This is a genomic window from Candidatus Nitrotoga sp. 1052 (assembly GCF_927312905.1).
Classification (GTDB): domain Bacteria; phylum Pseudomonadota; class Gammaproteobacteria; order Burkholderiales; family Gallionellaceae; genus Nitrotoga.
This window is the reverse complement of the sequence record NZ_CAKMHQ010000010.1, coordinates 40,416-66,619: the sequence shown is the minus strand read 5'-3', so window position 1 is coordinate 66,619 and position 26,204 is coordinate 40,416. Positions and strand designations below refer to the sequence as shown.

The 26,204-nt window shown below is 51.0% G+C and carries 20 protein-coding genes and 1 other RNA gene; 3 read left to right on the top strand and 18 right to left on the bottom strand.

Annotated features, from left to right (window positions below):
* Positions 1–154 precede the first annotated feature (154 nt).
* The 5 genes from MJ768_RS01895 to MJ768_RS01875 all read right to left on the bottom strand — a co-directional run bounded on the left by MJ768_RS01895 (position 155) and on the right by MJ768_RS01875 (position 7,178).
* Positions 155–757: an NYN domain-containing protein gene (locus tag MJ768_RS01895; RefSeq protein ID WP_239287612.1), complete on the bottom strand. Its 603-nt coding sequence runs from the start codon at positions 755–757 to the stop codon at positions 155–157.
* Between the two features lie 275 nt (positions 758–1,032).
* Positions 1,033–1,200: a hypothetical protein gene (locus MJ768_RS01890; RefSeq protein ID WP_239287611.1), complete on the bottom strand. Its 168-nt coding sequence runs from the start codon at positions 1,198–1,200 to the stop codon at positions 1,033–1,035.
* An 11-nt stretch (positions 1,201–1,211) separates the two neighbouring features.
* The gene (locus tag MJ768_RS01885; protein ID WP_239287610.1) at positions 1,212–2,423 is read right to left on the bottom strand and encodes a restriction endonuclease subunit S; all 1,212 of its coding nucleotides are present in this window, start codon (positions 2,421–2,423) and stop codon (positions 1,212–1,214) included.
* Complete coding sequence (locus tag MJ768_RS01880; protein ID WP_239287609.1) at positions 2,416–4,050, bottom strand: HsdM family class I SAM-dependent methyltransferase; 1,635 nt, start codon at positions 4,048–4,050, stop codon at positions 2,416–2,418. The genes MJ768_RS01885 and MJ768_RS01880 overlap by 8 nt, the downstream gene beginning before the upstream one ends.
* Positions 4,047–7,178 carry a type I restriction endonuclease subunit R gene (locus tag MJ768_RS01875; RefSeq protein WP_239287607.1) on the bottom strand — a complete coding sequence of 1,044 codons (3,132 nt, stop codon included), beginning with the start codon at positions 7,176–7,178 and terminating at the stop codon, positions 4,047–4,049. Before MJ768_RS01875 ends, MJ768_RS01880 begins: the two co-directional genes overlap by 4 nt.
* Before the next feature lie 564 nt (positions 7,179–7,742).
* Here MJ768_RS01875 and MJ768_RS01870 point away from each other — a divergent pair.
* Complete coding sequence (locus tag MJ768_RS01870) at positions 7,743–8,471, top strand: hypothetical protein (RefSeq protein WP_239287605.1); 729 nt, start codon at positions 7,743–7,745, stop codon at positions 8,469–8,471.
* Positions 8,472–8,789: 318 nt separating this feature from the next.
* Here MJ768_RS01870 and MJ768_RS01865 read toward each other — a convergent pair whose 3' ends face one another.
* From MJ768_RS01865 to ssrA, 5 genes are all read right to left on the bottom strand, one after another.
* The gene (locus MJ768_RS01865) at positions 8,790–9,302 is read right to left on the bottom strand and encodes a site-specific integrase (RefSeq protein WP_256449813.1); all 513 of its coding nucleotides are present in this window, start codon (positions 9,300–9,302) and stop codon (positions 8,790–8,792) included.
* 446 nt (positions 9,303–9,748) lie between these two features.
* On the bottom strand, positions 9,749–10,663 hold the full coding sequence (locus tag MJ768_RS01860; protein WP_239287603.1) for a HEPN domain-containing protein: 915 nt from the start codon (positions 10,661–10,663) through the stop codon (positions 9,749–9,751).
* Positions 10,664–11,286: 623 nt separating this feature from the next.
* Complete coding sequence (locus MJ768_RS01855) at positions 11,287–11,829, bottom strand: TIGR00645 family protein (protein WP_239287602.1); 543 nt, start codon at positions 11,827–11,829, stop codon at positions 11,287–11,289.
* Between the two features lie 31 nt (positions 11,830–11,860).
* On the bottom strand, positions 11,861–12,685 hold the full coding sequence (locus MJ768_RS01850; RefSeq protein ID WP_239287601.1) for a rolling circle replication-associated protein: 825 nt from the start codon (positions 12,683–12,685) through the stop codon (positions 11,861–11,863).
* A gap of 188 nt (positions 12,686–12,873) precedes the next feature.
* Positions 12,874–13,242, bottom strand: a transfer-messenger RNA (tmRNA) gene (gene ssrA, locus MJ768_RS01845).
* Positions 13,243–13,548: 306 nt separating this feature from the next.
* Between ssrA and MJ768_RS01840 the strand changes: the two genes are divergently transcribed.
* The gene (locus MJ768_RS01840; protein ID WP_239287600.1) at positions 13,549–15,480 is read left to right on the top strand and encodes an ATP-dependent DNA helicase; all 1,932 of its coding nucleotides are present in this window, start codon (positions 13,549–13,551) and stop codon (positions 15,478–15,480) included.
* Between the two features lie 194 nt (positions 15,481–15,674).
* A complete protein-coding gene (locus MJ768_RS01835; protein ID WP_239287599.1) occupies positions 15,675–15,941 on the top strand; it encodes a hypothetical protein in 267 nt (88 codons plus the stop codon).
* 127 nt (positions 15,942–16,068) lie between these two features.
* Here MJ768_RS01835 and rimO read toward each other — a convergent pair whose 3' ends face one another.
* The 8 genes from rimO to darG form a co-directional block, all read right to left on the bottom strand.
* The gene (gene rimO, locus MJ768_RS01830; RefSeq protein WP_239287598.1) at positions 16,069–17,391 is read right to left on the bottom strand and encodes a 30S ribosomal protein S12 methylthiotransferase RimO; all 1,323 of its coding nucleotides are present in this window, start codon (positions 17,389–17,391) and stop codon (positions 16,069–16,071) included.
* 118 nt (positions 17,392–17,509) lie between these two features.
* Positions 17,510–18,289 carry a ZIP family metal transporter gene (locus MJ768_RS01825; RefSeq protein WP_239287597.1) on the bottom strand — a complete coding sequence of 260 codons (780 nt, stop codon included), beginning with the start codon at positions 18,287–18,289 and terminating at the stop codon, positions 17,510–17,512.
* A 210-nt stretch (positions 18,290–18,499) separates the two neighbouring features.
* A complete protein-coding gene (locus tag MJ768_RS01820; protein WP_239287596.1) occupies positions 18,500–19,354 on the bottom strand; it encodes a radical SAM protein in 855 nt (284 codons plus the stop codon).
* Positions 19,351–20,319 carry a peptidoglycan DD-metalloendopeptidase family protein gene (locus tag MJ768_RS01815; RefSeq protein WP_239287595.1) on the bottom strand — a complete coding sequence of 323 codons (969 nt, stop codon included), beginning with the start codon at positions 20,317–20,319 and terminating at the stop codon, positions 19,351–19,353. The genes MJ768_RS01820 and MJ768_RS01815 overlap by 4 nt, the downstream gene beginning before the upstream one ends.
* Positions 20,316–20,972: a protein-L-isoaspartate(D-aspartate) O-methyltransferase gene (locus MJ768_RS01810; RefSeq protein WP_239287593.1), complete on the bottom strand. Its 657-nt coding sequence runs from the start codon at positions 20,970–20,972 to the stop codon at positions 20,316–20,318. Before MJ768_RS01810 ends, MJ768_RS01815 begins: the two co-directional genes overlap by 4 nt.
* Positions 20,969–21,721: a 5'/3'-nucleotidase SurE gene (surE, locus tag MJ768_RS01805; protein ID WP_239287592.1), complete on the bottom strand. Its 753-nt coding sequence runs from the start codon at positions 21,719–21,721 to the stop codon at positions 20,969–20,971. Before surE ends, MJ768_RS01810 begins: the two co-directional genes overlap by 4 nt.
* 301 nt (positions 21,722–22,022) lie before the next feature.
* Complete coding sequence (locus MJ768_RS01800) at positions 22,023–25,034, bottom strand: type I restriction endonuclease subunit R (RefSeq protein WP_239287591.1); 3,012 nt, start codon at positions 25,032–25,034, stop codon at positions 22,023–22,025.
* A gap of 113 nt (positions 25,035–25,147) precedes the next feature.
* Positions 25,148–26,194, bottom strand: coding sequence for a type II toxin-antitoxin system antitoxin DNA ADP-ribosyl glycohydrolase DarG (gene darG / locus MJ768_RS01795; RefSeq protein ID WP_239287590.1), 1,047 nt, complete (start codon positions 26,192–26,194; stop codon positions 25,148–25,150).
* Positions 26,195–26,204 lie beyond the last annotated feature (10 nt).

Below are 26,204 nucleotides of genomic sequence, written 5' to 3'. Positions count from 1 at the left end.
CCATCTTGGCAAATATATTATTCAACCTTGATCTTCATAGTTTTACGGTAACGTATACGTTACCAATATTCAAGCGCAGGGTGGTCATATTATTTACGTCCCGGTGTGATTGGGGACGTTGGACATTAATTGGATTTGAATGCTTCTCTAATAGTTACCAATGCTGGGGTTTCCTCGATGCCTTTTTTCTTGTCGGCACGACATCTGGCAATTGAGATTTTGCTAATTCCTCGTCACGAATGTAGTGGCGTGTCCAATCGGCTAATTTTTCCAGTTCAGTGTTACCGCGTCGGTGAGGATTGCCGTTTGGTTCGTGTAACGGCGCAACAATCCCGACGATACATTCTGGGAAGTCAGCCTTGATGGCTTTGACTGCTGGGATAAGGTCGGAATCGTTTGAGCAGATGACCACTACATTAGCTTCACCTTGAGCAACATCGCGATAAATGGCAAGCGCAATGTTCACATCGGTTTGCTTTTCCTCAATGCGCCACACCGAAAGGCGGTTGTTCTTGTCGGGCGGTTCAAGGTATGCCATTAGCAGAGACTCTTCTGCTGTATGGTATCCAGAAATGATTTCGATCTCGCCGGAATACTTGGCGTTAAGTGCGCGGTGATATTCATTCTGGGCTGTAACTGAGTTTGTTCCATGCGAAGCAAACTTACCCATCGCGGGAGCAGTAAAGTATTTTACGACATTGAGCGGAATATCTGGTAGTTGCGGCTTTAAGATTTGATCGCGAAACAGCGCAACCAAGTCCAGCCACTTATAGGCGGTTCCTCACAAACGGCTATAGTAAAGGTTGTAGCCGTCAATGTAGGCGATGGCACGTTGCGTTGTCATGGAATCCCAATAAGCAAAAATGACAAAGCCGCCTTTCGGCGGCTCCGTCGCCCCAGTTGTTCATCAGAAAACTGACTTCAATAGGGGAGAGTTGTCTGCATATGGTATTGACTAAAAGTAATGGCGTCAAATATTTTTGGTTACCACACAGTGTTTTTGGATGCCGTTGGACTTGAACCGCGCGGGCATCATCCACGCCCAGCAGCAAATAATAGTGCGTCCAACTCAATTCGGAACGCAGTGCGTTCCGAATTGGTTGTATCATCATCAGCAGAGCGCGACTCGTCAGCCTCTCCGGTGAAGATCAGAAATTTAGCGTTGCGGTTGCGGGTCGGCTTCTTGTCGCGCTCGGTCATGGCACCCTCCTTCACGCCACCGTGACCTGGCCGTTCATCAGCATGGGCAGGAGCCAGTCGCGGAGTTGGGTGAGTTCCCAGTTTTGCTGGTGGTAATTCTTGATCTGCAAAAACAGTGGGGCCGCGAGACTCGTATAGGCCTCTAAAGTTGATGCATCAGGAACCACCAAGAGAGACTCATCAAGCACCCCTTTGTTAATGTGTGGCTGCTGCGCCCCAGTTCTCAGCACCATTAAACGTGGTATTTCACGAACAAGGTAAGGGTAGATAAAGCAGTGTTTGAAGGCGCTAGATTCAACAATACCAACGACTGATTGATTTGTTGCTGCTTCAATTCCAAGTATTGATGCCCGAAGGTGGCGGACTATAGAGAGAATCACAGTTCCTTCGGGTAGAAGTTTCGCGGGTGAATTCTGCAAGCCCAAGTTTGAAATTCGTTCGTCAGGATCTACGACGAACGTGCTTGGGTTCTCACCAGAGCTCAACCAATTCACCTCACTCGGAGTCCAATATTCTTCCTTTTCTCTTGATGGCGTGCCGCCGAGGTGAGTTTTGAAAGTCTCGCCAATTGTCGAGTGCTGCCACCCCGCCGGAATCTCCCGTTTCAGGGTGGCGTTGTAGACCATCTTGCCGCCGGAGGATTTGTAGGGTTTGCCGTTGGCATCGGGGAAGTCGAACTGCACGAACCAGTAGTCGTACAGGGTCTTGGCCATCGCTTCCAGTTCGGTGTTGATACGGTTGTTGCAGTCGATCTTGGCGTCGAGGACGGAGAGGACGGCGACGATTTTTTGTTGATCGTTGAAACCAATTGTGGGGATGGTGAACTCAAGTATTTGAGCTTTATCACCACGAGGCATTTTAGTACCCTTCGCTCCCTTCATTACGTGTGAGAAAAAGTCATCCCTAAGCAATGCATAATAAATAAATTTTGGAAAATATCCAGGCTTGGCCTGAAATACCAAAATATCCGCTGAACAGCCTCCACTCCTGTCGGAGAACCATATTTTTTTTAGATAGGGTCTAATATTTCCGAAGAGAATATTCTCGCAGTTATAAGCAGGTATATTCCCAGCTTGAGGTGGCAAACTAACTGCACGAATTACCCCTAGTTTATTTGGCAATAAATTATCTGTAGTTACATAGCTATCAATACTCGCCGAATTGACAGAGATTCTCTCTTTACCGAATGAAACAGCCCCTTTGAGCGGAATAGATTTACTCATACCGCAACCCCGCCAACTGCTTCTTGATCTCCTTTTCCAGCCCTGCTGATTCCTTGAACAACTTGTCCAGACTGTCAGTAAAGCCCTGTAACTTTGCGGCGAACTGCGCTGGCGTTAGATCGGTGTACTCGATCTTCACCTCGAAATACTGTCCGGCGCTCAAGCTGTAGTTCTTGGCGGCGATCTCGTCGTAGCTGACAACCACCGAGAAATCCTCCACCGCCTGCTTATGGTTGAAGGTGGTGATGATGTGGTCTTCCTCGGTGTCGGAGAGCAGGGTCTTCTGGTTCTTGCCGTCCTTGACCTTGGTGCCGAGGTTGGAGGCATCGACCAGCACCACGCCTTCCTTGTTGGCGTCGTCGATGATCAGGATGGAAACATTGGTGCCGGTGGTGGCAAAGATGTTGCTCGGCATGGAGACCACGCCGGCCAGCATTTTCTTGTTCACCAGATGTTCACGGATCTTCCGGTCGATGCCCGACTGAGCGGTGATGAAGCCGGTGGGTACCACGACCGCCGCCTTGCCGCCGGATTTCAGCGAATAGATGATGTGCTGGAGAAAGAGCTGGTAGATGGCCATCTTATCCACGGCCTGCTTGGGGATGTTCGGCACCCCGGCGAAGAAGCGTTCCTGATGCTCCTTGGCGTCCAGCTCATTCCTGAAATCGCTGAAATCCATCTTGAAGGGCGGATTGGAAACGATATAGTCGAACTTCTTTAGCGACTTGCCCTCCCGGTGATAGGGGTGGAGCATGGTGTTGCCCTGGATGATGTTGGGGATGGAGTGAACCAGATTATTCAGAATCAGGTTTAGACGCAGCAGGCTCGATGACTTCTGAGAAATGTCCTGCGAGTAGATGGCGCAGCGCTGCTCGCCGATGGCGTGAGCCAGGTTCATCAAGAGTGAACCGGAGCCGGCGGAGGGGTCATAGCAGCCCACGTTGCTCACCTTGCCGCGCACCGCCTCCGGCACCAGGATGGCGGCCATGATCTTGGCCACGGCGTGCGGGGTGTAGTACTCGGCGTATTTGCCGCCGCTGTCCTTGTTGTAATCCTTGATCAGGTATTCGAACAGGGCAGCGTAGAAGTCATATTTCTGGGTGAAGATGCGCTCGAAGCTGAAGTCGCCCAGTTTGTTGATGAGGGCGCGGCAGAAGGCGTCGCGCTTGGAGGGGTCGGAGATGAATTCGCTGACCCGGTCGAACAGGGTGATCTTGGCGCCGCCATCGGTTTTCACCGCGAAGATTTCATTGTTGCTGATAGCGATGTCGCGCAGGGTATCGTCAAACAGTTTGGCGAATTCCGGCGCGGTCTGGCGGTTCCACAGGTGGGCGATGAAGTGCTCTGGTTTCAGGCGGGCGGTGTCCGGTCCCATCTGCATTTGCAGCATGTCCAGCTCGTCGGCACTCAGGCTGGCGATGGCCTGTTCCCACTTGTCGGCCTGCGCGAGGTCGGGCCGGATTTTCTTGGCCTCGAAGGCGAATTTGTCATTGAGGAATTTATAGAGAAAGACTTGGGTGATGATCTTGAATTCGTTGCCGTCGTTGCCCAAGCCATAGGCGGCGCAGATGGCTTTTATGCTGTCGATCAGCTCACGCGTGCGTTGTTCAAATTCCTGCGTTATCAAAGGGGTGCTCCTGTGCGGTTGCCGGTAAGGCTGCCTGTTCGGGAACCGGCGGTAAATTCATTCATGTATTCGGCCACAACCAAGTGGTTGATGGTGCGGGAGGCATCGGGTGTAAGTTTGATTTTTTGTTGAGTCTGAAACTCGCCGATCACGATGGGTTGCATCATTCGTTCGAAATAGCTTTCGTTATCCAGCAGTTGGGTGTTTTGCAGCACCTGTTCATCAGCCTGCTGTTTGACGCCCAAGAGAGCGTCAAACAGATTTCGCTCGGTTTGCGTAAGCGCGCCGCGCTCTTGCAGGCGCTTGTGGATGCGGGTGTATTTGGCATCGCCCCAGTATTTGGCGCGGAGCTGGTTGTTTTGGCGGTTCAGTTCTTTCACCTGGTCATGAATGGCGCCCAGCGCGCCGATGTTGGCAGTCATTTCTTCCTGCGTGACTTCGTTGAGTTTCTTTTTCTTGAACAGCCGCTCCAGCTCTTCCCTGAGGGTGATGAACTTGGGGTCTTGCTGATCGAAGTTGTCAGCGAGCGCTTCGCGGGTCTGGCGCAATGTGTTCTTGAGCTTGTCGGCCAGTACCAGCTCTTCTTCCTTGATCTTGGTGAACATGAAGAGCACATCTTCCAGCGCAACGTTGAGCAGATTGCTGGTGTCGGTGGCCGATTCGATGCTTTCCTTGAGGTTGAGCAGGTCAAGGTGGTTGCAGGTTTCGCGGTAGAGCTGGTTGAGCTTGTGGAAGTCGAGCTGTTGCAACAAGCCGTAGTCGCCCTGCAGGCGGATCAGGTTATAGAGGCTGCGGGCATCGGTCAGCGCTTTCTTGAGCGCCAGCATAGTGGCACGGTCCTGAATCTGGCTAATCTGCCGTGAAAACTCCTCGGCGTTTTCGATATTGAAGCTGAACAGGATGTCCTTGATTGTTTCGATTTCCTGCGCAATCTCTTCGGCGGATTTAAACAGGTTGGAGTAATGCTCCTGCTCGTCGCCCAGTTCCTCATTTAACTCTTTCAAGTAACGCTGGTTCGTTTCTTCAAACACTTTACTGATATCAGCAAAATCGACGACGTAGCCGTAACGAAAATCCTTGTAGGGGCGGTTCACACGGGTGAGCGCCTGCAGCAGATTGTGCGAGCGGATCACCCGGCCGAGGTAGAGCTTCTTCAAGCGCTTGGCATCAAAGCCGGTGAGCAGCATGTTGTAGACAAACAGCAGGTCGATTTTGCCTGCCTTGAAGTCTTCCACCCAATGCTTGCGCTCTTCCTTGTTGCCCACGTCATGCAGGATCAGCGCGGCGCTTCGGGCGCGATTTGCAAGCAGAGTGCGGGCGGCATAGCTTTCCGGTTGCGTGGCGGCGATCAGTTCTTGCGCGGAATCCTGCGCGGCGTAAGCCGGTGTGGGCTGGGCTGCATAGACGGCATTGAAAATCTCGAACATTTGGCGGGCTTGATCGGCGCTGTCGCAGATGACCATGCCGCCGATGCTGGCATCGCCCAGTGCGCTACGGCTCTTCTCGAAATCGCGCACGATGTAGTCGAGAATGGGCTCGACAAACTTCGGGTGCGCGTAGATGAGCTTGCGGTCGATGTCTCCTTGCTGAAGCTCCACGGCCGCAAGCGCTTCTTGCAGCGAGAGCTTGTAGTTGGTGGCGATCTCTTCGCGGATCAGGCGCAGGGTGTAGCCGTCAGCGATGGAGGCGTTGTAGTAGTACTTGTGGATGTAGTCGCCAAACAGGGCGCGGGAATTGTAGTCGTCGCCCAGCAGCGGCGTGCCGGTGAGGCCGATCTTGATGGCATTGCGGTCTGACTGGCTGAGATTGGCGAGAAAGCTGCCCTGCGGGTTGTAGCTGCGATGCACCTCGTCGAGAAAATAGACGCGCTGGATGCTGACGTCGTAGTCTTCGGCGTGCACCACATCCGGGTCGTCCTGAAATTTTTGGATATTAACCACGGTGATTTCAGGTTTGCCGGTATTGTTGTGCAGCACTTGTGTGGACTTGATGTCGCGGGCAAAGGCATCGCGGCTATCAATGGTATGCACGATCAACCCGCGCCCGGAAAATTCACGCTGCGCCTGGGTGAGTAGGTCGATCCGGTCGACGATGAAGTAGAACTTGGGGATGATGCCCCTGCGCTGGAAGTAGTCGGTGAGAAAACGGGTGTTGTAATAGGCCAACGCGGTTTTGCCGCTGCCCTGAGTGTGCCAGATGATCCCCATGCGTACACCGGCATCCAGTTTCCGTTCAATCGCCTTGGTAGCGAAGATCTGCGGGTAACGCATGACGTGCTTATGCAGGCCGTCGGCCTCGTTCACATAGACAAGCGCAAAGCGCAACAGGAAGGCCAGACGGTCACGGCTGAACAGGGAGGTGCAAATCCGGTTGGTTGGCGTGTCCGGCGATTTATTGCTGATGAATTCAGGGCTGTGCTTGATGACGTTGAGGTTGTTGTCACGCAGCACCTCGTTTTCAAGCGCGTCATCCTCGACGGCCAGCAGGTCTGCCAGATTCAGCTCCTCCTCTTCGCGGAAGTAGTTGAAGATCGACGCGTCATACGAGGGGCTGGCATAGAACGCCCCCTCGATAGGGTGCGGCGAGCCGTCTTCGTACTCCATGTTGTTGGAGAAAACCATCAGCTGGGTAATGTTGATGAAGCGACGGAAACGGGGATTGCGGCAGCGCGTGATGATGCGGTTGCGCTCGGCCAGGACGCCTTCGCGGTTGATAGGTTTCTTGACCTCGATGAAGACCAGCGGCATGCCGTTGATGAGCAGGGTGATGTCGGGCCGAAACTCGTCGTCGCCATTCTTGCAGGACAACTCGGTGACTACATGGAAGCTGTTGTTGCTGAAGTTCTCGAAGTCGATCAGCCGGATACCTGAGCGTTCCGTGAGCTTTTCGTAGAAGGCTTTGCCGAGGTCTTCGTTATCCAGCAGGAGTTTGACGTCGGTCAACAGTCGGTCGATGTCGTCACACTCAATGCCGGGATTGATCCGGGCGATGGCGGCACGAAACAAGTCCGAAAAGATATTGGTCTCTTCGTCCCATACGGCATTCTTGAGCGAGAGGTAGCGGTAGCCAAGCCGCACCAGATGCAGAATGCAGGGGATTTTGACTCTTGAATCTTCACTAAATATCATCAGACAAAACTTCCCTGTAAAAGACTTTCACCTCAAAGTAAGTGTGCCCTGCCGGCGCACAAAAAGAAACAGCAAAACCACTGAAATGACTTGGCTGCAATGGTCTCCGGTAGTTTCTGGAGACCTTTAGATTAGTGGGGCGGCGTCTACCGAATAATAGGCCAGAAGTCTTATAAATACAGGCATTGACAGTTTTTATAAGATGCGGTTACCCCGATAGTTACCCCTAAAAAATATCTGCTGCCCAACTTGCGACAATCAATTTTTAAGTATCTTGTTTTACAATTCAATCGAATCTATCTCTTTCTGCTCCTCCGGGGTTATTGGTACCATAAGGTGGCGTCCAAAATTCACCCGATTTGACGTTCTTCTTTAAAAGCTCCATGTAATTTCTCACTGAGATTATTATCGTACACATGTGGTATTGTTGATAACTCTACTATTAGCGCGCCATCTTTTTCATGAGAAATGTCGACGTAATCCCAGGCTGCTTACAATCCAGAGATAACCATTTTTGCGCGACTATGTCGAGCGCATGATATTTTCTTTTTACCGGTCATTAAAATGAACATACTCTTACCACTCCTTATTATTGTCTTTTCAAGCATTGCAATTGCCTCTCCCGTAATGACCAACAAAGTCAATTCCGACGGTACCGTTACCTTAAACTCAGTTGGGAAGCCAAAGGTAGGTTCAACAAAAACAGTTCAGCAAAAGAAAAGCGAAGCATTTGTTAAACATACTAAGAAAAAAGGGGGCAAGAAATCTGACATAACTCGACAACCCGTACTCACAAAAAGGGACAACTCTGACGGGACCATTACGTATAAAACATCGGGGAACCCGAAAGCGGATTTATCAGAAACAATTTCACTACAGGAAAGTAAAGAAATTGATAAACAAGCTAAGGAAATAGGTGTCAAGATTATTGATATAAAGGAACAACCCGTCATGACCAAGAAGGCTAATTCTGACGGAAGCGTTACCTATAACTTAGTAGGTGATTCAAAGGCCGATTTCCCCGAAACTGTTCCACATAAACAAAGCAAAGATATCGAAAAACAAGCAGAGGACACAGGTGTAAAAATCATTGAAATAAAAGAGCAGTCTGTTATGACTAAGAAATTAAACTCTGACGGAACCGTTACCTATAACCCAGTGGGAGAACCGAGGGCCGATACCCCAGAAACCATTCTGAAAAAAGAAGGCAAGGAGGTTGATGACAGATTCAAGGAGCTGGGTGTAAAAGTTATTGACGTCACCCCAAAAAAAGACATAACACCTCACCAGTAATTTCCCCAGCCGTGTAGCACACCCCACCTTAAATAGTACTTCATGCGGTGACCTGACCCAGCACTTTGCTTGGCCCGGGGTTGAGTCGTTCTACTGCTCACTACACTTGCTTCTCAGTAACGCCGATCATCCATGCGTTTGGGGAGACGGATTTCAATCCTTTCTATTTAGTTTGCATCCAATCATTCGACCGAAATTCCCACTCCCGAAAGGCAAGAAAAAAAACCGCACTTAGGCGGGTTTAAGGATGTTACTGGACTTCTTAAAACACTGAATTGGTGGAGGCGGCGGGAATTGAAGGTACGAGATCTCATTTGTTTACAAGCCTTTGTTCTCGTTTTGACCATGTTGTGACCAAAGGTGCTCTATTTTTCTTCCTGCGACCGGGTTCATATCGGGTATCCAGCGGCCATAGGTTTTGCGGATCATTCCCCAGTCAGCATGTCCCATTTGATGAGCGACCCACATAGGATCTTCGCCAGCCGATAGAAGCATGCTGGCGTAGGTATGCCGTGTTTGATATGGGTTGCGATAGGGAACGTTCGCAGCCTTTAGAATTGGAATCCAAGCGGTCTTGCGTATCTGCCCGTCAGTTTCCCAAGGGCTGTTCGTTTTTGGATTGTGAAAAATTCTTCCGTTGGCAGAAAAGGTAAAACTCACTTGCGCGTTCAATGCCTCTAAAGCCGGAGTAAGCAACTTAACATCACGTTCACCGGACATGGTTTTGGTAGTCTTAACAACCTTGCGAACACTGGCGCGCCGAACACGAACGACACCACGCTGAAAATCTACATCGCCCCACTCAAGCGTGATCAACTCAGACGTTCGTATGGTTTTGAATGCAGCGAAGCAGCTCTTCTATATTGTTAGCTCGCTTTTTTTACCTTCGTTTCTTGATTTGTGAGGGTGCGGAGAGGGGGAATCGAACCCCCCTGCATTACTCTTGGTCAACACACATAACACGCTAATCTCTCGCTTGGGTTGGGAATGCTTCTAACCAGTCTCCGCAGTAATGCTACCCCACACCAAACACATGCCACAGTACTAAATAAAACAGCGATTGAATTGTCCATAATTTCCTCTATTTCGATAAATGTTACACAAAGAACAGAAGCGAAAATCTCCAACCCAAACGAGATTGCTACGTGAATTGCAATGTATGCCTTTACTTCCAAGCCGATTTGTTGTTTCGATGGTCAAAGTACAAAATGCGTAATAGCAATGATTTTTAAATTCCTTATTTCTCTATCGTTTCTTTGATAAAGACCATCGCGCTTTTATTCGTTAGTTGTAGTAATAATTGGGAAGTCAATTATAGCCAACTGTTCATCGATAGGTTGAGCAAATTGCTTAATCTTCTCAATCAATGCTAAAACCTCAGCTTTTTGTACAAAAATATCTATCCCGTCCTTGTTCCTTCCATTTCGATGAACAATGTCGTGGCGGATGTGTATGACTTTAATTATTTCGCCAAGTTTGCCGGGAAATTTGAGTCCAAGGGTGGTCTTGTACATCTTCGATACTTTAGGTAGGTTGTGCCATACGACCTCTTGTAGATGCGTCTTTACGGTTGATTCGAGGCCGCCTACAACCTCTAAAACATCAGAAAGAGAAAACTTCTGATTTTGAAAGTCTAGGTTAGATTTGACGAACGTCTTAAAATAATCCTGACCTCCTAATACTTTATTTCCTAACACCTTTGAAATGAATGCATCCGACAAGAAGGTTTCGAGTGCGGTTACTACGTTGACAAAGAGAAGCCTGTAAAATTGGTCTTGAACTTTTGAGGCTATTTCCGTTTCAAGGAGCGTTTCTATAATCCCAATTGCGCCAATAAAATTTTGATGGGCTTCTGAGATGCTTGAAATATTGCCGATGATGAAATTGTCATAGTCATAATCATCGTAGTCACCGGGCCGTTCAGTTGGTGCCCATTCCCAGCCATATCGCTCTAGTTCTTCTGTAAGTTCATTAATAACGGATTGATCTGCGTATTCATGGAAATAATTTTCTAGCTCATCACGGGCATAGTACGGTCCACCCCAGATCCAAATGTAACCGCCTTCCGCAGATTCGTATGGAGTCCTCTCCGCTGGATCCTCGTAATTCTCATGAAACCATCGCTCCATTAGTTCCTTCTGCTCGGTAGCATTTAGTCCTTGTAAATCACTGGGCTTTATTACGGAATCCATGGATGACCTTTACTTATATTTGTAAACTGACTTATTTAATAATTTGTCTAAACTTACATCAACTACATCAAATACCCAAGCGGATATTCACTTTATGCTTAGCCTATGTGTTTATGATCAAATCGGCGGAAGTAAAATAAGGCGCTTAGTACTCTTGGGGTGCACCACTACCTAAGATAACCTTCTCTGCAGCTTACGCAAGTTCTGCCTAAATCTGCACATGCCACCCACCCATCTACAAGCGAGTCGCCACGAGTGGGCAAGTTAAATTCCCTATCATGCAAGACAGACATTAGTTACTTAACCTTTATAGCAATTAGGAAGGTAATGTGTCCCTTATACAAGTATAGCGGGCTGCGCCCGCCTCTAGCGTCCGCGCAAGCGCGGCCGCCAAGATGCGTGTCCCAGCAGCAATCATCCAGGAGATAAACCTAAGCTGCTTGCAGGAAATGGGACGCTGACGCCCCCTGTGGGGTTGCTACGCAATCTCGTTCTGAAAAAGATTTTATTATTTAAGCGGTAAGCTTAAGGTTGATGAACCTTTAGACGGCGTGTAAATACCAAGTTTAGTAGTTAACACGCCCATATGAAGTTGAAACGATACGTAGTCCTATGACTATGAGTTAGTGCTCATGGACGTTACTCGTTGCAATGTGAGGTGACATGAGGCGATCAATGTAAGCCATTGCAACCGCTGAAGCCACGAATGCCATGTGAATCAGGGTTTGCCATAACATGGTTTTTTCGGCCAGATTAGGGGCATTGATAAAAGTCTTAAGCAGGTGAATGGACGAGATGCCAATAATGGCGGTGGCCAGTTTTATTTTAAGCAGGTTTGCATTGACGTGTGATAGCCAATCCGGCTCATCTGGGTGACCCGCTAAATCTAGGCGGGAAACAAAAGTTTCGTAGCCACCTACTATCACCATGATTAGAAGATTGGAAATCATTACTACGTCGATCAAGCCGAGCACAATTAACATGATGTCGGATTCGCCAAGGTGCGGTACTTTCTCAACCAAGTGCGCTAGTTCAACCATAAAGTGAAACACGTAAACGCACTGAGCAATGATTAAACCGAGGTACAGAGGCAATTGTAGCCAGCGACTACCAAACAAGATGGACGTCATAGGTTTATAACGTTGGCTGGTATTTTTCTGTTGCATGCTTTTCCTTTCTTAATTTAAGTACGTTTCTTTATCCGGCAGGAAGCCAGAGCACACCCAAGGACTTATCTTCCCAGTAGCGCCACCGATTAAAGCCCCAAGAAGCCCCTTTTGAGTTGTAAAAGGTGGTTAGCCATGACAATGCCTCCTCGAAAGTTCTGAAGAGCTTAACGGTACGACTAGGCGCTGCTATATTGTGAGATATCCAATAGCTTTTCTTATTGGCAGCAACATCCGAAATAGATTTGCTGATGTATTTCGAAATATAGCCTGCGATGCTGCCAGGATTCATTTTCCTCGTTCCATTGCTCACCCTCACGTAGCCCCGTCCTCCACACACACGAAAATTCCAGATAGTTTGGAGCAGCTTGTAATCTTGACGCCCTTTTACTGCCACATGCGCATGTAGCGAGCCGCGCTTCGCCTCATTGGTTTTTACGCTATCATGTTTTTCAACTGTTAAAACGTAGGGCATGGCATCACCCGTAGCTTTACGCGTAAGTCGAATGAATTTTTCAATCATTTTTTGAAACTCATCACGATCAAAGATAGCTTCGCTCGTCGTTAACGTGAGCATCCGGTCGAATTTCGCTGACTTACAGGCGTGACGGATTTTTTTCTTTGCCCGGCGTGCCGCACGCGCTCTATTTTTTTCAATGTCACCCTCACCTCGGACACCGCGAAATGGTGGTTCTGGAATTTCTGATGGTTCAGACCATGTCTCGCACTTGTGGATTAAACCTTCGAACTGTTTCCCATCGTTGAAATCATGCAGTACTAAACGATACCAGTCTTGATGCCCATTTTTACGGAGCGCCTCTTCCTGATTATCAATAAAGGTATCAAAGACGCGCATAAAGCACATCCTTGATGCCAACGAGGCCGAACAAATCGATCAGCCAATAAAGGCTGTGACCGTTCTGTGACCAAACGAGGACAAAATCAGCCCTTCCAAGACTAATTCGCCACTTAAAAAAGAAACAGCCAAACCACTGTAATGGCTTGGCTGCATTGGTCTCCGATGGTTTCTGGAGACCTTTAGATTGGTGGAGGCGGCGGGAATTGAACCCGCGTCCGCAAGCACTCTACAGGCAGTTCTACATACTTAGTCAAGTTCTTTAATTTTATCCGGTAGATGCCAACCGACAGGCTGCTACCGAACGAGTTACCTAAATTTAATGCCATACAAAGTAACCCTGCATGACACGATTCCGTGTATATGACCTCACTCATCGCGGCCTTGCGGCCTTGAGCCCCTCCACGGACAGCAGGGTGTGAGGTCTAACCACTTACGCGGCTAAAGCGTACTTTTCGTCGTTTGCGACTATTGGTTTTCCAGCTGATTTACGAGGTTGCGGGTCCTCGGTATGCCCTACACTGCTTTGCAACCCACGTCGAAGCCAAGTCGCCCCCGGTTTCGATATGATCTGCTACAAAACTTAGCAGATTGTAGCAGTTATGAGTAGCAAAAGCGGAAGAAGTTCCGTACCTTCTCAATTAATGGTAATAGCCGTTTAGAAGGTAATGGGTTCTGGTACAAACCACATCGGCGCTATCGTTCCCGGAATCAGGCTACAGGGAATCACCGGGGACATATGACTCATCCATAACCGGGCAACGGAAATAGACCTGCCCCGGTTATCCGTCACCCGTTGCTTTCATGCAGTGATACCATGCAAATCAATTTGCAGCTTGACTCGTTGGACTACTGTTTTAACAATGATAGATAAAAAAATCGCATTCCTATTTTCGCCTAATGGTGCGCTAGCCGAGCACATCCCCAATTTCCGCGCGCGTCCACAACAGGTGGAAATGGCGCAAGCCATCGCACAGGCAATCACCGCGAATGGGCAGCTTATCGCAGAGGCAGGTACAGGAACAGGCAAGACTTTTGCCTATCTTGTCCCTGCCCTGCTCGCTGGCGGCAAGGTGATTATCTCCACCGGCACGAAAAATTTGCAAGACCAACTGTTCCAACGCGATTTACCTACGGTGCGTGATGCGCTCAAAGTACCGGTTTCGATAGCATTGCTCAAGGGCCGTTCCAATTACCTGTGCCATTATCACCTCGAACGCACGCAGTCTGATGGCCGCTTTACCACACGCGAGGATGCGCGCCATCTAGCCAAGATTGTGAAGTACGCGAAAATTACCCAATCCGGCGACAAGAGTGGTGTGAGCGATGTGCCTGAGAATGCACTTATCTGGATGCAGGTGACTTCAACGCGCGATAACTGCCTGGGGCAGGAGTGCCCCCATCATAAAGATTGCTTTGTACTTAAGGCGCGCAAAGAGGCGATGCGGGCCGATGTGGTGGTGGTGAACCACCATTTGTTTTTTGCCGATTTGATGCTGCGCGACGAAGGTCTGGCGGAACTGCTACCAGCCTGCAACACGGTTATTTTCGACGAGGCACACCAATTGCCCGAGACCGCCAGCTTGTTTTTTGGCGAAAGTATTTCGACTTCACAAATCATCGAATTGGCACGAGATACGCGGTTGGAGGCGGCGATTTCGGCTAAAGACTTTGCCGCGCTTCCCACCGCCACCGACTCGCTGGACAAAGCCGCGCGTGACTTGCGCCTGGTGTTCAAACAGAGCGAGGGGCGCATGACTGCTATTGCCATTGAAGATTTATCCGGCTGGACGGATGCCATGGTCGTGCTGAACGAAAAGCTCAAGCAGGTTAACAGTCTGCTGGAGAAGCAAGCAGAGCGCAGCGAGGGACTGGAGAGTTGCTGGCAACGGGGGCAGGTAATGGCGCAAAAAATTTTACAGTGGCAGGACAAAGAGCAAGTGGATATGGTGCGCTGGCTGGAAATATTTCACCAATCCGTGCAGCTCAACACCACGCCGTTGTCTATCGCAGAAATATTCGCCAAACAAATTAATGGCCACCCGCGTGCATGGATTTTCACGTCAGCCACGATTACAGTGAAGCAGGATTTCTCGCACTATCAATCCGAAATGGGGTTGTTTGAGGCTCAAACCGCCTGCTGGGACAGCCCTTTCAATTACCCTGAGCAGGCGCTGCTATATGTGCCCCAAAATATGCTCGATCCGAATAACCCTGGCTATACCGAAGCGGTGGTGCTGGCGGCTCTTCCATTGATCGAGGCCAGCAAGGGACGTGCATTTTTGCTGTTCACCAGCCTGCGCGCCATGCAACGCGCACATGAGATTTTAACGGCTGAATTCGAACGCAAGAAACTTGACTATCCGTTGATGTTGCAAGGCGAAGGTTCGCGTAATGAGCTGTTGAGCCGCTTCCGCGAACACGGCAACGCCATACTGTTGGGCAGTCAGTCGTTTTGGGAAGGAGTGGATGTGCGCGGCGAAGCTCTTTCGCTAGTGGTAATAGACAAACTGCCGTTCGCTCCGCCGGATGACCCGGTGCTGGCGGCGCGCCTTGCACAGATCACCAGCCAGGGACGTAACGCCTTCATGGAATATCAGTTACCCCGCACGGTCATTAATCTTAAGCAAGGTGCGGGACGCTTGATCCGAGATGAGACCGACCGCGGCGTGCTGATGATTTGTGACCCGCGTTTAATAGCAAAATCCTACGGCAAGCGCATATGGCAGAGCTTACCGCCATTCAAGCGCACGCGGGATTTAAGTGAAGCGATAGATTTTTTTCGTAGTGCATGAAATAATTTTTACGTACCGGTACATATGATTTGATATCAGGCCATCAAACATTATTGTCGTTGAGCCCCAAAAAAATATCTGCAAACAAAAAATTTTCCAGCAACATTGAGCAATCACAGCACTGGTTGCGTGAATTGTATTTTCTAGTTAATTAGATCAAAATAAGCTGCTGGTTGTTATTTTAGGAGTCACTTATGAATAAAGAACTTTTGCAGTTATTGGATGGCGCAGAAGATAAATATCCGCATACACTGGAACAGCAGTTTCCGCATGTTTTTAACAAAATATTGGAGCTATGGGGTTTGCCGGCAATTAATCAATATTTCGTCGATCTGATGTTACACACGCGTGCCGTGCCACGGAAAGGCTTCCCGCCAAAGGCGGCTAAAGAGATCCTCGATCTAAGTCTAATAAATGACGAACAAACTAAAGCCAAGGAAGGCACACTGATCGGTCGATAACTCTGGCAACAAAATCTTACTTAAAGATACAAAACCGGATTTCCTTATTTCCTGAAGCAATTTCACCCAGCTCATCTCTTTCGCACCTGAGGGCTGAATTTAACCTGACAAATCAGTAGCGGACAGGTTAAATCGTTTCCGCCCACAGATCGTGTACATCAGAATCAGTAATTCGGACATTCACAAAATCACCAACCTTTAATGTCTGGCCGTTACTGATATAAACCAGACCATCGATTTCTGGTGCATCAGCTGAACTACGTGCAATTGCACCCTCCTCGTCCACTTCATCCACCAATACCTGCATGGTCTTGCCTAATTTACATGCTAGGCGTTCGCCACTGATCTCTTCCTGCAATTGCATCAAACGGCCCAAGCGTTTTTGCTGGACTTCAAGTGGGATGTGATCCGGTAAACTATTGGCCACAGCACCTTCCACAGGCGAATACATAAATGCGCCAACGCGATCCAGCTGAGCCATTTCGAGAAAATCGAGCAGCTCTTCAAATTCTGCTTCTGTTTCGCCGGGGAATCCGACGATAAAAGTGCTGCGCAAGGTAATGTCCGGACAGATTTTGCGCCATTGCTGAATGCGAGTGAGCACGTTTTCACTGCTGGCGGGACGTTTCATTAATTTAAGAATGCGCGCATTGGCGTGCTGAAAAGGGATATCCAGATAAGGCAGAATTTTTCCCTGCGCCATCAGCGGGATGACTTCATCTACATGTGGGTAAGGATAAACGTAATGTAATCGCACCCATACGCCCAACTCTCCCATCGCCTGCACTAGCTCGGTCATACGCGTCTTGATCGGCCGACCGCCCCAGAAACCCGTGCGGTATTTTACATCCACGCCATAAGCACTGGTGTCTTGCGAGATTACCAGCAATTCTTTCACGCCTGCGTTCACCAGATTCTGCGCTTCCTGCATAACGTCACCCACCGGACGGCTCACCAGATCGCCGCGCATGCTGGGGATGATGCAAAAGGTGCAACGATGGTTACAGCCCTCGGAAATTTTCACATAAGCATAATGCTTGGGTGTCAGCCGTATGCCTTGCGGCGGGACCAGATCGCTGTATGGATCATGCAGCTTGGGCAAATGGGCATGGATGGCTTCCATCACCTCATCTGTCGCATGAGGACCCGTGACTGCCAATACTTTTGGATGCGTTTCTTTCACCACATTGCCCTTGGCACCCAAGCAGCCAGTAACAATAACTTTTCCATTCTCGGCCAGCGCCTCGCCGATTGCTTCAAGTGATTCTGCCACCGCACTGTCGATGAAACCGCAAGTGTTAACGACCACCAGATCGGAATCCGCATAGTTGGGAGAAATGATGTAACCCTCAGTGCGCAAGCGAGTAAGGATATGCTCGGAATCCACCGTCGCCTTGGGACAACCGAGAGATACGAAGCCGACGCGTGGCGCTGTGTTCTGTTTGCTCATGTTTTAACTTTTATATATTGGATTGAACATATTTATTCTTGCAGCCAGCTTTATCTTCGCTGCGCTCTCAATAATTGCGCAAAGAGTGGTATTTGGTAATGCCGGAGGGAACGTTTTTTTACTCTACCAATAACACGCTCATCAACCACACTGTCCCTACGCCCGATACAATCAGCACCACTTGCTGCACGGTATCGCGTAACTGCACGCGCTTGTGCAATCCGGGTATCAGATCCGCCACAGCAACATAAATCATGCTCGCAGCTGCCAGCGCCAGCAACGATGGTATCCATGACTGCATGGTCTGCAAGGTGAAGTATCCAAGTATGCCGCCTGCTACAGAGGCGAAGCTGGATATCAAATTCAATTGAAAGGCACGCAGTTTGCTATAACCAGAATGCAGCAGGATAGCGAAATCACCCACTTCCTGCGGAATCTCGTGTGCGATGATGGCCAGCGCCGTGACGAGGCCCAGATGCACGTCAGTAAGAAAAGCCGCTGCTATGATGATGCCATCCACAAAGTTATGGAAAGTGTCACCTATAATAATCATCATGCCACTGCGTCCATGGTCAGACCCATGCTCTGTATTGATTGTTAAATGCGCTTCGCAATGCTCATGGTGGCAGTGCCTCCACAGCACCAGTTTTTCCAGGATGAAAAACAACAGAATGCCAAACAACACCGTACCACTCAAAATAGCTACATTGGGGGTTAGGTTGATTGCCTCGGGCAAAATATTGAGAAATACTGCTCCAAGCAACGCACCTATTGCATAGCTCACCATCCCACCAAGATAATTCTGTGTACGGCTGTTGAACGCGAACAATGCTGCACATGCTACGCTCAACGTGCCGCCTACAATGCAGGTGGTAATAATCCAGACCAAAATGCTCATGGTGAGTTCAAGAAATAAATGAGGCGCGGATTATACCTAAAGGCAGGCAAGCCATTCTCTAAGTGTGTAGTTAATTGCAGCGGATTTATTTTTTCCAAAAATCTGAAAAGCTGAATGATCTCGATAACTGCACTTCATATGCGACATATATAACGGTACAGGTTTCAGGATCGAAAAAAGCTTGCACGGTCGGAGACTTTTTTCCCCTACTCATGCTGCCACCTTCGTTTCTACTCCTAACGCTCGAATGCGTGTAGCGAACGCTTCCAATTGCTGCTCTGACAGCGCGGCCAGTTGCGGTGCTTCCGGTTGTAACGTGGGGCGTGCCAAACTGTAAAGCAACACACCTTCAGGTTTGATATTGTCATGCAGCAATGTGGCCAGAAAATTCAGGTAATCGTCCTCGTCCTGCTTGCCCGGCGGCTCGCCATCCAGCATGAACCAGCAGGTTTGTAGCCAAGTCGGGCACAGCGCGATGGAGGTGGCGAGGTTCTCGCGTACCTTAACCAGACTCGTGCGGGTGTTGTTGATTCGCTGCATGCCAGCCTTGCTGGCACGGTCAACCTTGAACCACACTTCACCATTAAGTTGCGCCATCATGCGCAGACCTTGTTGCACATTTTTGCGGTGCATAAGGCTGCCATTGGTGATGAGAACCAGTTTGATATGGGAGGGCAGCGCCAGTTCTTGTCGCAGCTTGCCGATGAGTGATATAACTTGCTCAAATTCTTTGGCACTGGTCGGTTCACCATTGCCGGACAAGGCGATATCGTTAATGCGCCGCGCGCCCTCCGGCACTCGGCGCTGCATGAAATCACCGTGCAGTAACTCATGAAGGAAACCACGCAGCTCCTGCTCCAGCAGCGCCAGATCAACCCGCGGAGCTGCGCCGCGCTTGAGTTCCGGCACCTGGCAATATATGCAGCGCCAATTGCAGGCATTATTGGTATTGAGATTGATGCCAACTGACACCCCGCCCGCCCGCCGCGACACCACGGGATAGACATAGCGCAACCCCGCGCTGTCGCGGCTGTGGTCGGTTACATCAAGACCAGTGTTGCTCAAGACTTTACGAGTGGCAGATATTTGGCAGGATCAACTGGCTTGCCAAAGCGGCGTATCTCGAAGTGCAGGCTGACCTGATCGGTGTCAGTGTTGCCCATCTCTGCGATCTTCTGCCCTCTGTTTACGTTCTGCCCTTCCTTTACCAGCAACTGGTCGTTATGGGCGTAAGCGCTGAGATAAGTCTTGTTATGCTTGATGATGACCAGCTTGCCATATCCGCGCAGGCCACTGCCACTATATACGACCTTTCCCGCCGAACTGGCAACTATCGCCTGGCCCAGTTTGCCGGCAATATCGATTCCCTTGCGGCTGGCGCTTTCAGAAAATTCGCTTATTAACGTTCCAGATGTTGGCATACTCCACTCCAACGAACTGCCATCGTCATCGGTAATACCATCAATCTTGGCCTCGGGTCTGATTTCGGGTTTAGCCTGAACTTTGGCCACCATCACGGGTTCAGATTTTTGCTGGTCTTCCTGCATTTTTTCAATCTGTGCCACAGCCTGCTCGGTATACGGCAGCTTGGCCACCTTAGGTTGACTCTTGACGGGAATCTCCAGAGGCTTACTTTCAACCATAGTTTTACCCACGGTCGAAGCGCTGGCAGAGGGCAAGCGTAATTCCTTGCCAACTTGGATAATGCCATGATTATGAATGCTGTTCAGTTCAGCAATTTCGCGATAATCCAGACCATAGTTGAAGGCTATGCTATACAAAGTATCGCCTTTTTGTACTGTGTAAACTTGCGGACGCCCGTCTTTATCGCGTGACACAGCTTTCATGGCTGGCACAGCTACCGGTGCAGCCGGTTTTTTCAATTTTGCTCCGCGTTCTATTTCGTGTTCTGCTCCACGTTCCACTACAGGCGCATGAGACCCGCTGGAAGAGCAGCCTGCCACCAGCGCTGCGGCAATAACTGCAATAGCTATGGACTGTAATCGAAAAGTGAATTTTTTAAGTATCATACTTTCCCCATCAATAGTGGCACGAATTTCACCGCCTCCAGGCGAGTTTCACGGTAGCCCTGTGCCCCACGCTCAATCAGGCATAAAAACTGTTCCTGTGCGCCCAATGGCAACACCATTCTACCACCCACGGCTAGCTGTTCCAGCAATGCCTGTGATACATGCGTAGCTGCTGCCGCCATAATGATGCCATCAAACGGTGCGACTGCTGGCAAACCAATGTTGCCGTCCGCATAACGCAAAGTAACATTTTTTACCTGCAATTCTTTCATGTAGCCTGCCGCGCGCTCATACAAAGGCTGCACGCGTTCCACCGAATATACCTCATGCGCCACCTGCGCTAGCACCGCAGCCTGATAACCGCAACCGGTACCCACTTCCAGCACGCGGTTCAGTGCCCTGCCATTTCGCAGAATTTCGATCATGCGCGCCACAATGTAAGGTTGCGAAATGGTCTGACCAAAACCCAGCGGCAACGATACATCGTCATAGGCACGGCTGGCCAGCGCTTCGTCGATAAATACGTGGCGCGGCACTGCATTCATTGCAGCCAGCACAACCTCATCTTCAATCCCCTGCGCACGCAACCGCTCTATCAACCGCCCGCGTGTGCGCTGCGAGGTCATGCCAATGCCACTATGGCGTCCGCTCATGCGGCGTCACCTGCCAGCCAGGTTCCTACCGCATCAAGCTGGCTATATTGCGTCAAATCCATCTGTAACGGCGTAATTGATACACGGTGCTGAGCAATGGCATAAAAATCCGTGCCCGCACCCGCATCCTGCGCCTTGCCGGCCGCGCCGACCCAGTACACAGTCTCACCGTGCGGATTGGTACTCTTTACCACCGGCTCGGCCTTATGGCGCTTGCCCAGGCGGGTCACCTGGCGGCCCTGCAATTGCTCGTAGGGAATGTCTGGCACATTCACGTTGAGCAACCATGGAAGAGGATGGGTACGCTTTTTAAATTGCTGCACCAGATCAGCCACCACACGTGCCGCAGTATCGTAATGCGCCAACTTTCTGCCCACCAGCGATACGGCAATGGCCGGAATGCCCAGCAAAAAGCCTTCCGTGGCAGCTGCCACTGTGCCTGAATAAATTGTATCGTCACCCATGTTGGCACCCGCATTAATGCCGGAAATAACCATATCCGGTTGACTATCCAGCATCCCGGTAACCGCCAAATGCACGCAGTCGGTTGGCGTTCCGTTTACATAATAAAAACCATTGGCTGCACGGCGTAAATTGAGCGGGCGATCCAGCGTCAGAGAATTGCTTGCCCCGCTGCGGTCGCGCTCTGGCGCCACCACTATTATTTCGGCAATAGTAGACAGCGTTTCCGCAAGGCAAGCCAAGCCAGGTGAAAAATAACCATCATCATTGCTAAGCATAAGCATCATATTGCTACTATCCTTTTGTTCTGTATGGGCTTGAAGCCCGTCAATGCGCTTTGATATCCGTTTTTTATTGTGTAAACTGCACGCTAAAGGATTAGAACCGATAAAAATTAAATTGATATTATCGCCTGAATTGACACAGGTATAAATCCTCGCCCTCCGCACCACGCTACACCGTAAACCCACCAAAGCCCAAATGATCGGCCCTTGCCTTGAGCTATGTCGGCGCGAAAGCTAACGATTACGCTCAATAGCAGAGCGTAGCGCCGAGCTGCTGCAACCCCGAGCCACTCTCTCATCGTCACTAAGTCGTGAGCTCATACACCATATCCCCGACGAAGCGTCTGAATGACTCGTTCTCGACAAATTGTTTGTATACCTGCGTGTCATCCTTGAGAAGTAGTTGCATCACCTTGCCCAGCGCCTGGTCGTGGGCCATGCGCGCGGTGTGCGGCGTATTCTCCTTGGCGTTCTGGTAGGCTTTGTCGGCTGCGACCTTGGGCGCGATGTCGTCGCGGATGCGCTTCGCAACATGGTCGGCGTCGGTGAACAGCGTGCCGAAGTGTTCGTTGAAAGTTTTGAGGATGTTGCTCAGACGGTCGAGCTCGGGCTGGCCTTTGCCGCCTCCGTTATCCGTCGGGACGGGTTCAATCTCGGCATTTGCATCCGCCAGCGCAATCTTCATGACCGTCTTTTTCTCGACGCGGTAGCTGTCCATGTCAATGGCTTCCAAAATGCCCTTGGCGAGGTCTTCTTCATTCGGCGCGGGCAGCTTGGGCGTGAGCAGGTTGAGCAGGATCGAGAGTTTCTCCCACTCGGGGTTGGTGTAAGGCATTACCGAAGCGAGGAAATCGTAGGTTCGGCAGAACACCTTCGCCTTGCCCTTGAATTCTACCTGCTGATCCTCGTCTAGCGTATCTGTGTAAACCGACACGCACGCATCAAGAATCGGGTCGAGCTTGTCGCGGTCGGCACCATCGAGAAACAACCTAACCAACTGCTGCACCTGCGCCGGTGAGTACACTTGCGCACTATCGAGTGCGGCCTTCAGGTCATGCAACTTGTTGGGGTCAGTCTCTTCCGCGAGCAGCGTCGTGCGGTAGTAGTCCTGGAAGGCGAAGGTGATCGCCTCGCTGTTGTTCTGGAAGTCGAGCACGAAGCAGTCATGCTTCTGCGGGTGCGCCCTGTTGATCCGCGACAATGTTTGCACCGCCTTGATGCCGGAGAGTGGCTTGTCCACGTACATCGTATGCAACAGCGGCTCGTCGTAGCCGGTCTGGAATTTATCGGCGCAGATCAGGAAGCGATATGGGTCCTCCTGAATCTTGTCGGCGATGTCGCCGCTCGAGAACCCGTTGATCGATTTCTCGCTCACCTTGACCCCGCCGTACTCGTACTCGCCAGAGAAGGCGACGATGGCCTGATACGGACTCTTGCGCTCAACGAGATAATCCTTGAAAGCTTGGTAATACTGGATCGCGCGCTCGATACCACTGGACACCACCATCGCCCGTGCCTGTCCGCCAATCTTGCCCGCCGCGAGCACCTGCTCGTGAAAGTGATCCACCATGATCTCGGCCTTGAGCCGGATCGCGTGGTCGTGACTCTCCACATAGCGGCGCAGCTTTTGCTTCGCCTTCTTGGTGTCGAACTCTGGGTCGCTCTCGATCTTTTTGACTAGCTTGTAGTAACTGTCCACCGGCGTGTAGGTCTTGAGCACGTCGAGGATGAAACGCTCCTCGACCGCCTGCTTCATGGTGTAGCTGTGGAAGGGTTTGTGCTTGATCTTGCCCTTGGCATCGGGCGGCAGCGGCTCGCCGAACATCTCCAATGTCTTATTCTTTGGCGTGGCGGTGAAGGCAAAGTAGCTGGCGTTAGTCAGCATCTTGCGCGCCGCCATACGTTTCTCGAGTGCTTCATTCACCGTATCTTCTGGGTCACTCTCCTCATCCTCGCCCTCCGCCGTATCGCCCAGCGCCTTGCTCATCGCCGCCGAAGTCTTGCCGCCCTGGCTCGAATGCGCCTCGTCGATGACAATAGCGAAGGTCTTGCCGCCCTCGGTGGCAATCTCGTCGAGGATAAAGGGGAACTTCTGCACCGTCGTAACGATGATCTTCTTGCCCTCCTGAATAAACTTGCGCAGATCACCCGAGTGCTCGGCGTGACCCACCGTCGCGCCCACCTGCATGAACTGCTTAATGGTCTTCTGAATTTGGTCGTCGAGGATGCGCCGGTCGGTGACGACGATCACCGAGTCGAATACCTCCTTGCCGCAGCGCTTCACGCCAATGAGCTGGTGTGCAAGCCACGCGATGGAGTTCGACTTACCGCTACCCGCCGAGTGCTGAACCAGATAACGCTTGCCAGCACCATTGGTGCACACATCATCCAACGCCTGCCGCACCACGCCGAGCTGATGGTAGCGGGGAAACACCTGGCTGCGTTTCTTCTTGCCGGTCTTCGCATTCTTCGTCTCGACGATCTGGGCGTAATTCTCGAGAATGTCGGTCAATCCCGCCGGTGTGAGCACCTCTTTCCACAGGTAATCGGTCTTAAGTCCATACGGGTTGAGCGGATTGCCCGCGCCATCGTTGTAGCCCTTGTTGAAAGGCAAAAACCACGAACCTTTGCCCTTAAGCTCGGTACACATTTTTACTTCGCTGTCGTCCACCGCGAAGTGCACCACGCAACGGCCAAACTCAAAGAGCTTCTCGCGCGGGTCGCGGTCGCGGCGGTACTGCTCCACCGCGTCCTCGACGGTTTGCTTGGTGAGGCTGTTCTTCAACTCGAAGGTGACGAGGGGAAGGCCGTTGATGAACAGGCCCAGATCGAGGGAGCGGCGTGTCTCATCGTTGCTGTAGGCGAACTGGCGCGTAATCGAAAATCGGTTCTGCGCGTGCAATGCCTCTGCTTTGGCGTTGCCCTCCGAGGGGGTGCCGTAGAAAAGATCAAAATGTCCGGCAGGGTGGTGCTCGATGCCCTTGCGCAGTACATCAATGACGCCGCGCTTGCCGATCTCGGACGAGAGCCGTGTTAGAAACTTGATGCGGTTGATGTCTTTGGTGTCATTAGCGTCGACCATCTCCAGCTTCTTGAAGGCATCGGGCTGGGTGACACGCAGGAAAGCGAAGAGTTGCGACACGTCGAGCGCGTGAGCGCAGTCATAGTCCTTTGCGCTGCCTGCAAAGTAGCCGGTGCCGCCGTAGGGTGCTGGCGCCTCGGTGGCCCTATTCGGCATGACGACGAGGCCATCCGTGCCGGTCATGTGGCGCATGATGAGCGTTTCGAGCCCTTTTTCGCTGGTGTCCGTGGTCATCCAAGTGCTCCCTGTCAATTACCCGTCAATTAGGCAACTGTTTGTTTTGCAACCATGAATTTGTTTTTTCCTGATTAAGATTGCCGATTCATCAAGTACCCATCAAGTAAAAGTCAAGCAGCTTCAGCCAACCATCCCTGCTCACGTAACCGTTCCGCTGCCAGGCTGATCTGGCTTGCTGTAAACTGATGCTTGCGTGTGCTCCAGCGGTGAACAGCCCCGGTAATTTCGGGGATGCTTGCAGCACCTTCCCGGGTTGCCACCCAATGCACTGTGGACAACAATTCAAGTCCGTAGGGAGTCTCAAAGCCTTCCACCAGTGCTGCTGTGCGGTCGAGCCGTGTGTGTGTGGCAGCATGAGCATTCAAGAACTGCTCTGCTTCCTCCACGGCGCCGGGTACCAGAGATAACGGCTTATCCGGGGCATCACCGCCATCGTCATATCCGCTGACCAGATGGCCTTCGACTTCCCGCAGCACATGGCGTAGGTTCTCGGCATAGGGGCCATAGGGCGCTTTCACATAACGCAGGCGCAGCGGCTCACCCGCCGCTTGCAGAAAATACATCAACTTGTGCACCTCGAGCAGGCTGATGCTCGGGTCCAGCAACGCCCCCAGATAGCGGCGCATCAGCGCTACCAGCGCCGCCCGCCCGGCGGTGATCTTCGGCACCTCGGTCGAGCGGTTGGCGCGGCTATCGGCAGGTGCGCCATCTGGTTCGAATATCTGCACCTCCACTTCTGGCAATGCCGCGAAGGCACGCTCGATCAGTGGCCTGACCTGGCTCCAATCCAACCCACCCAAGCCGCTGCCCAGCGGCGGAATGGCAATGGAGCGAATACCACGCGCCCGCACTTCATTCACCAAAGCCACCAGTCCGGCTTCGATATCCTCGACCCGACTTTTGCCGCGCCAGTGCCGTTTAGTGGGGAAGTTAACCACGTAACGGGGGAAAGTCAGTTCTCCGGTATCAAACACAAACATCCGTCCCGGTTGCACTTCCTCGCGCTTGCAGGCAGCGGCATAAGCCTTGAAATTAGCCGGGAATATTTCCTTGAACTGAAGCGCAATGCCGCGCCCCATGATCCCCACACAGTTGACCGTGTTGACCAGCGCCTCGGCTTCAGCCTTCAAAATGTCGCCTGTTGTATAGCGAATCATCGCATTCTCC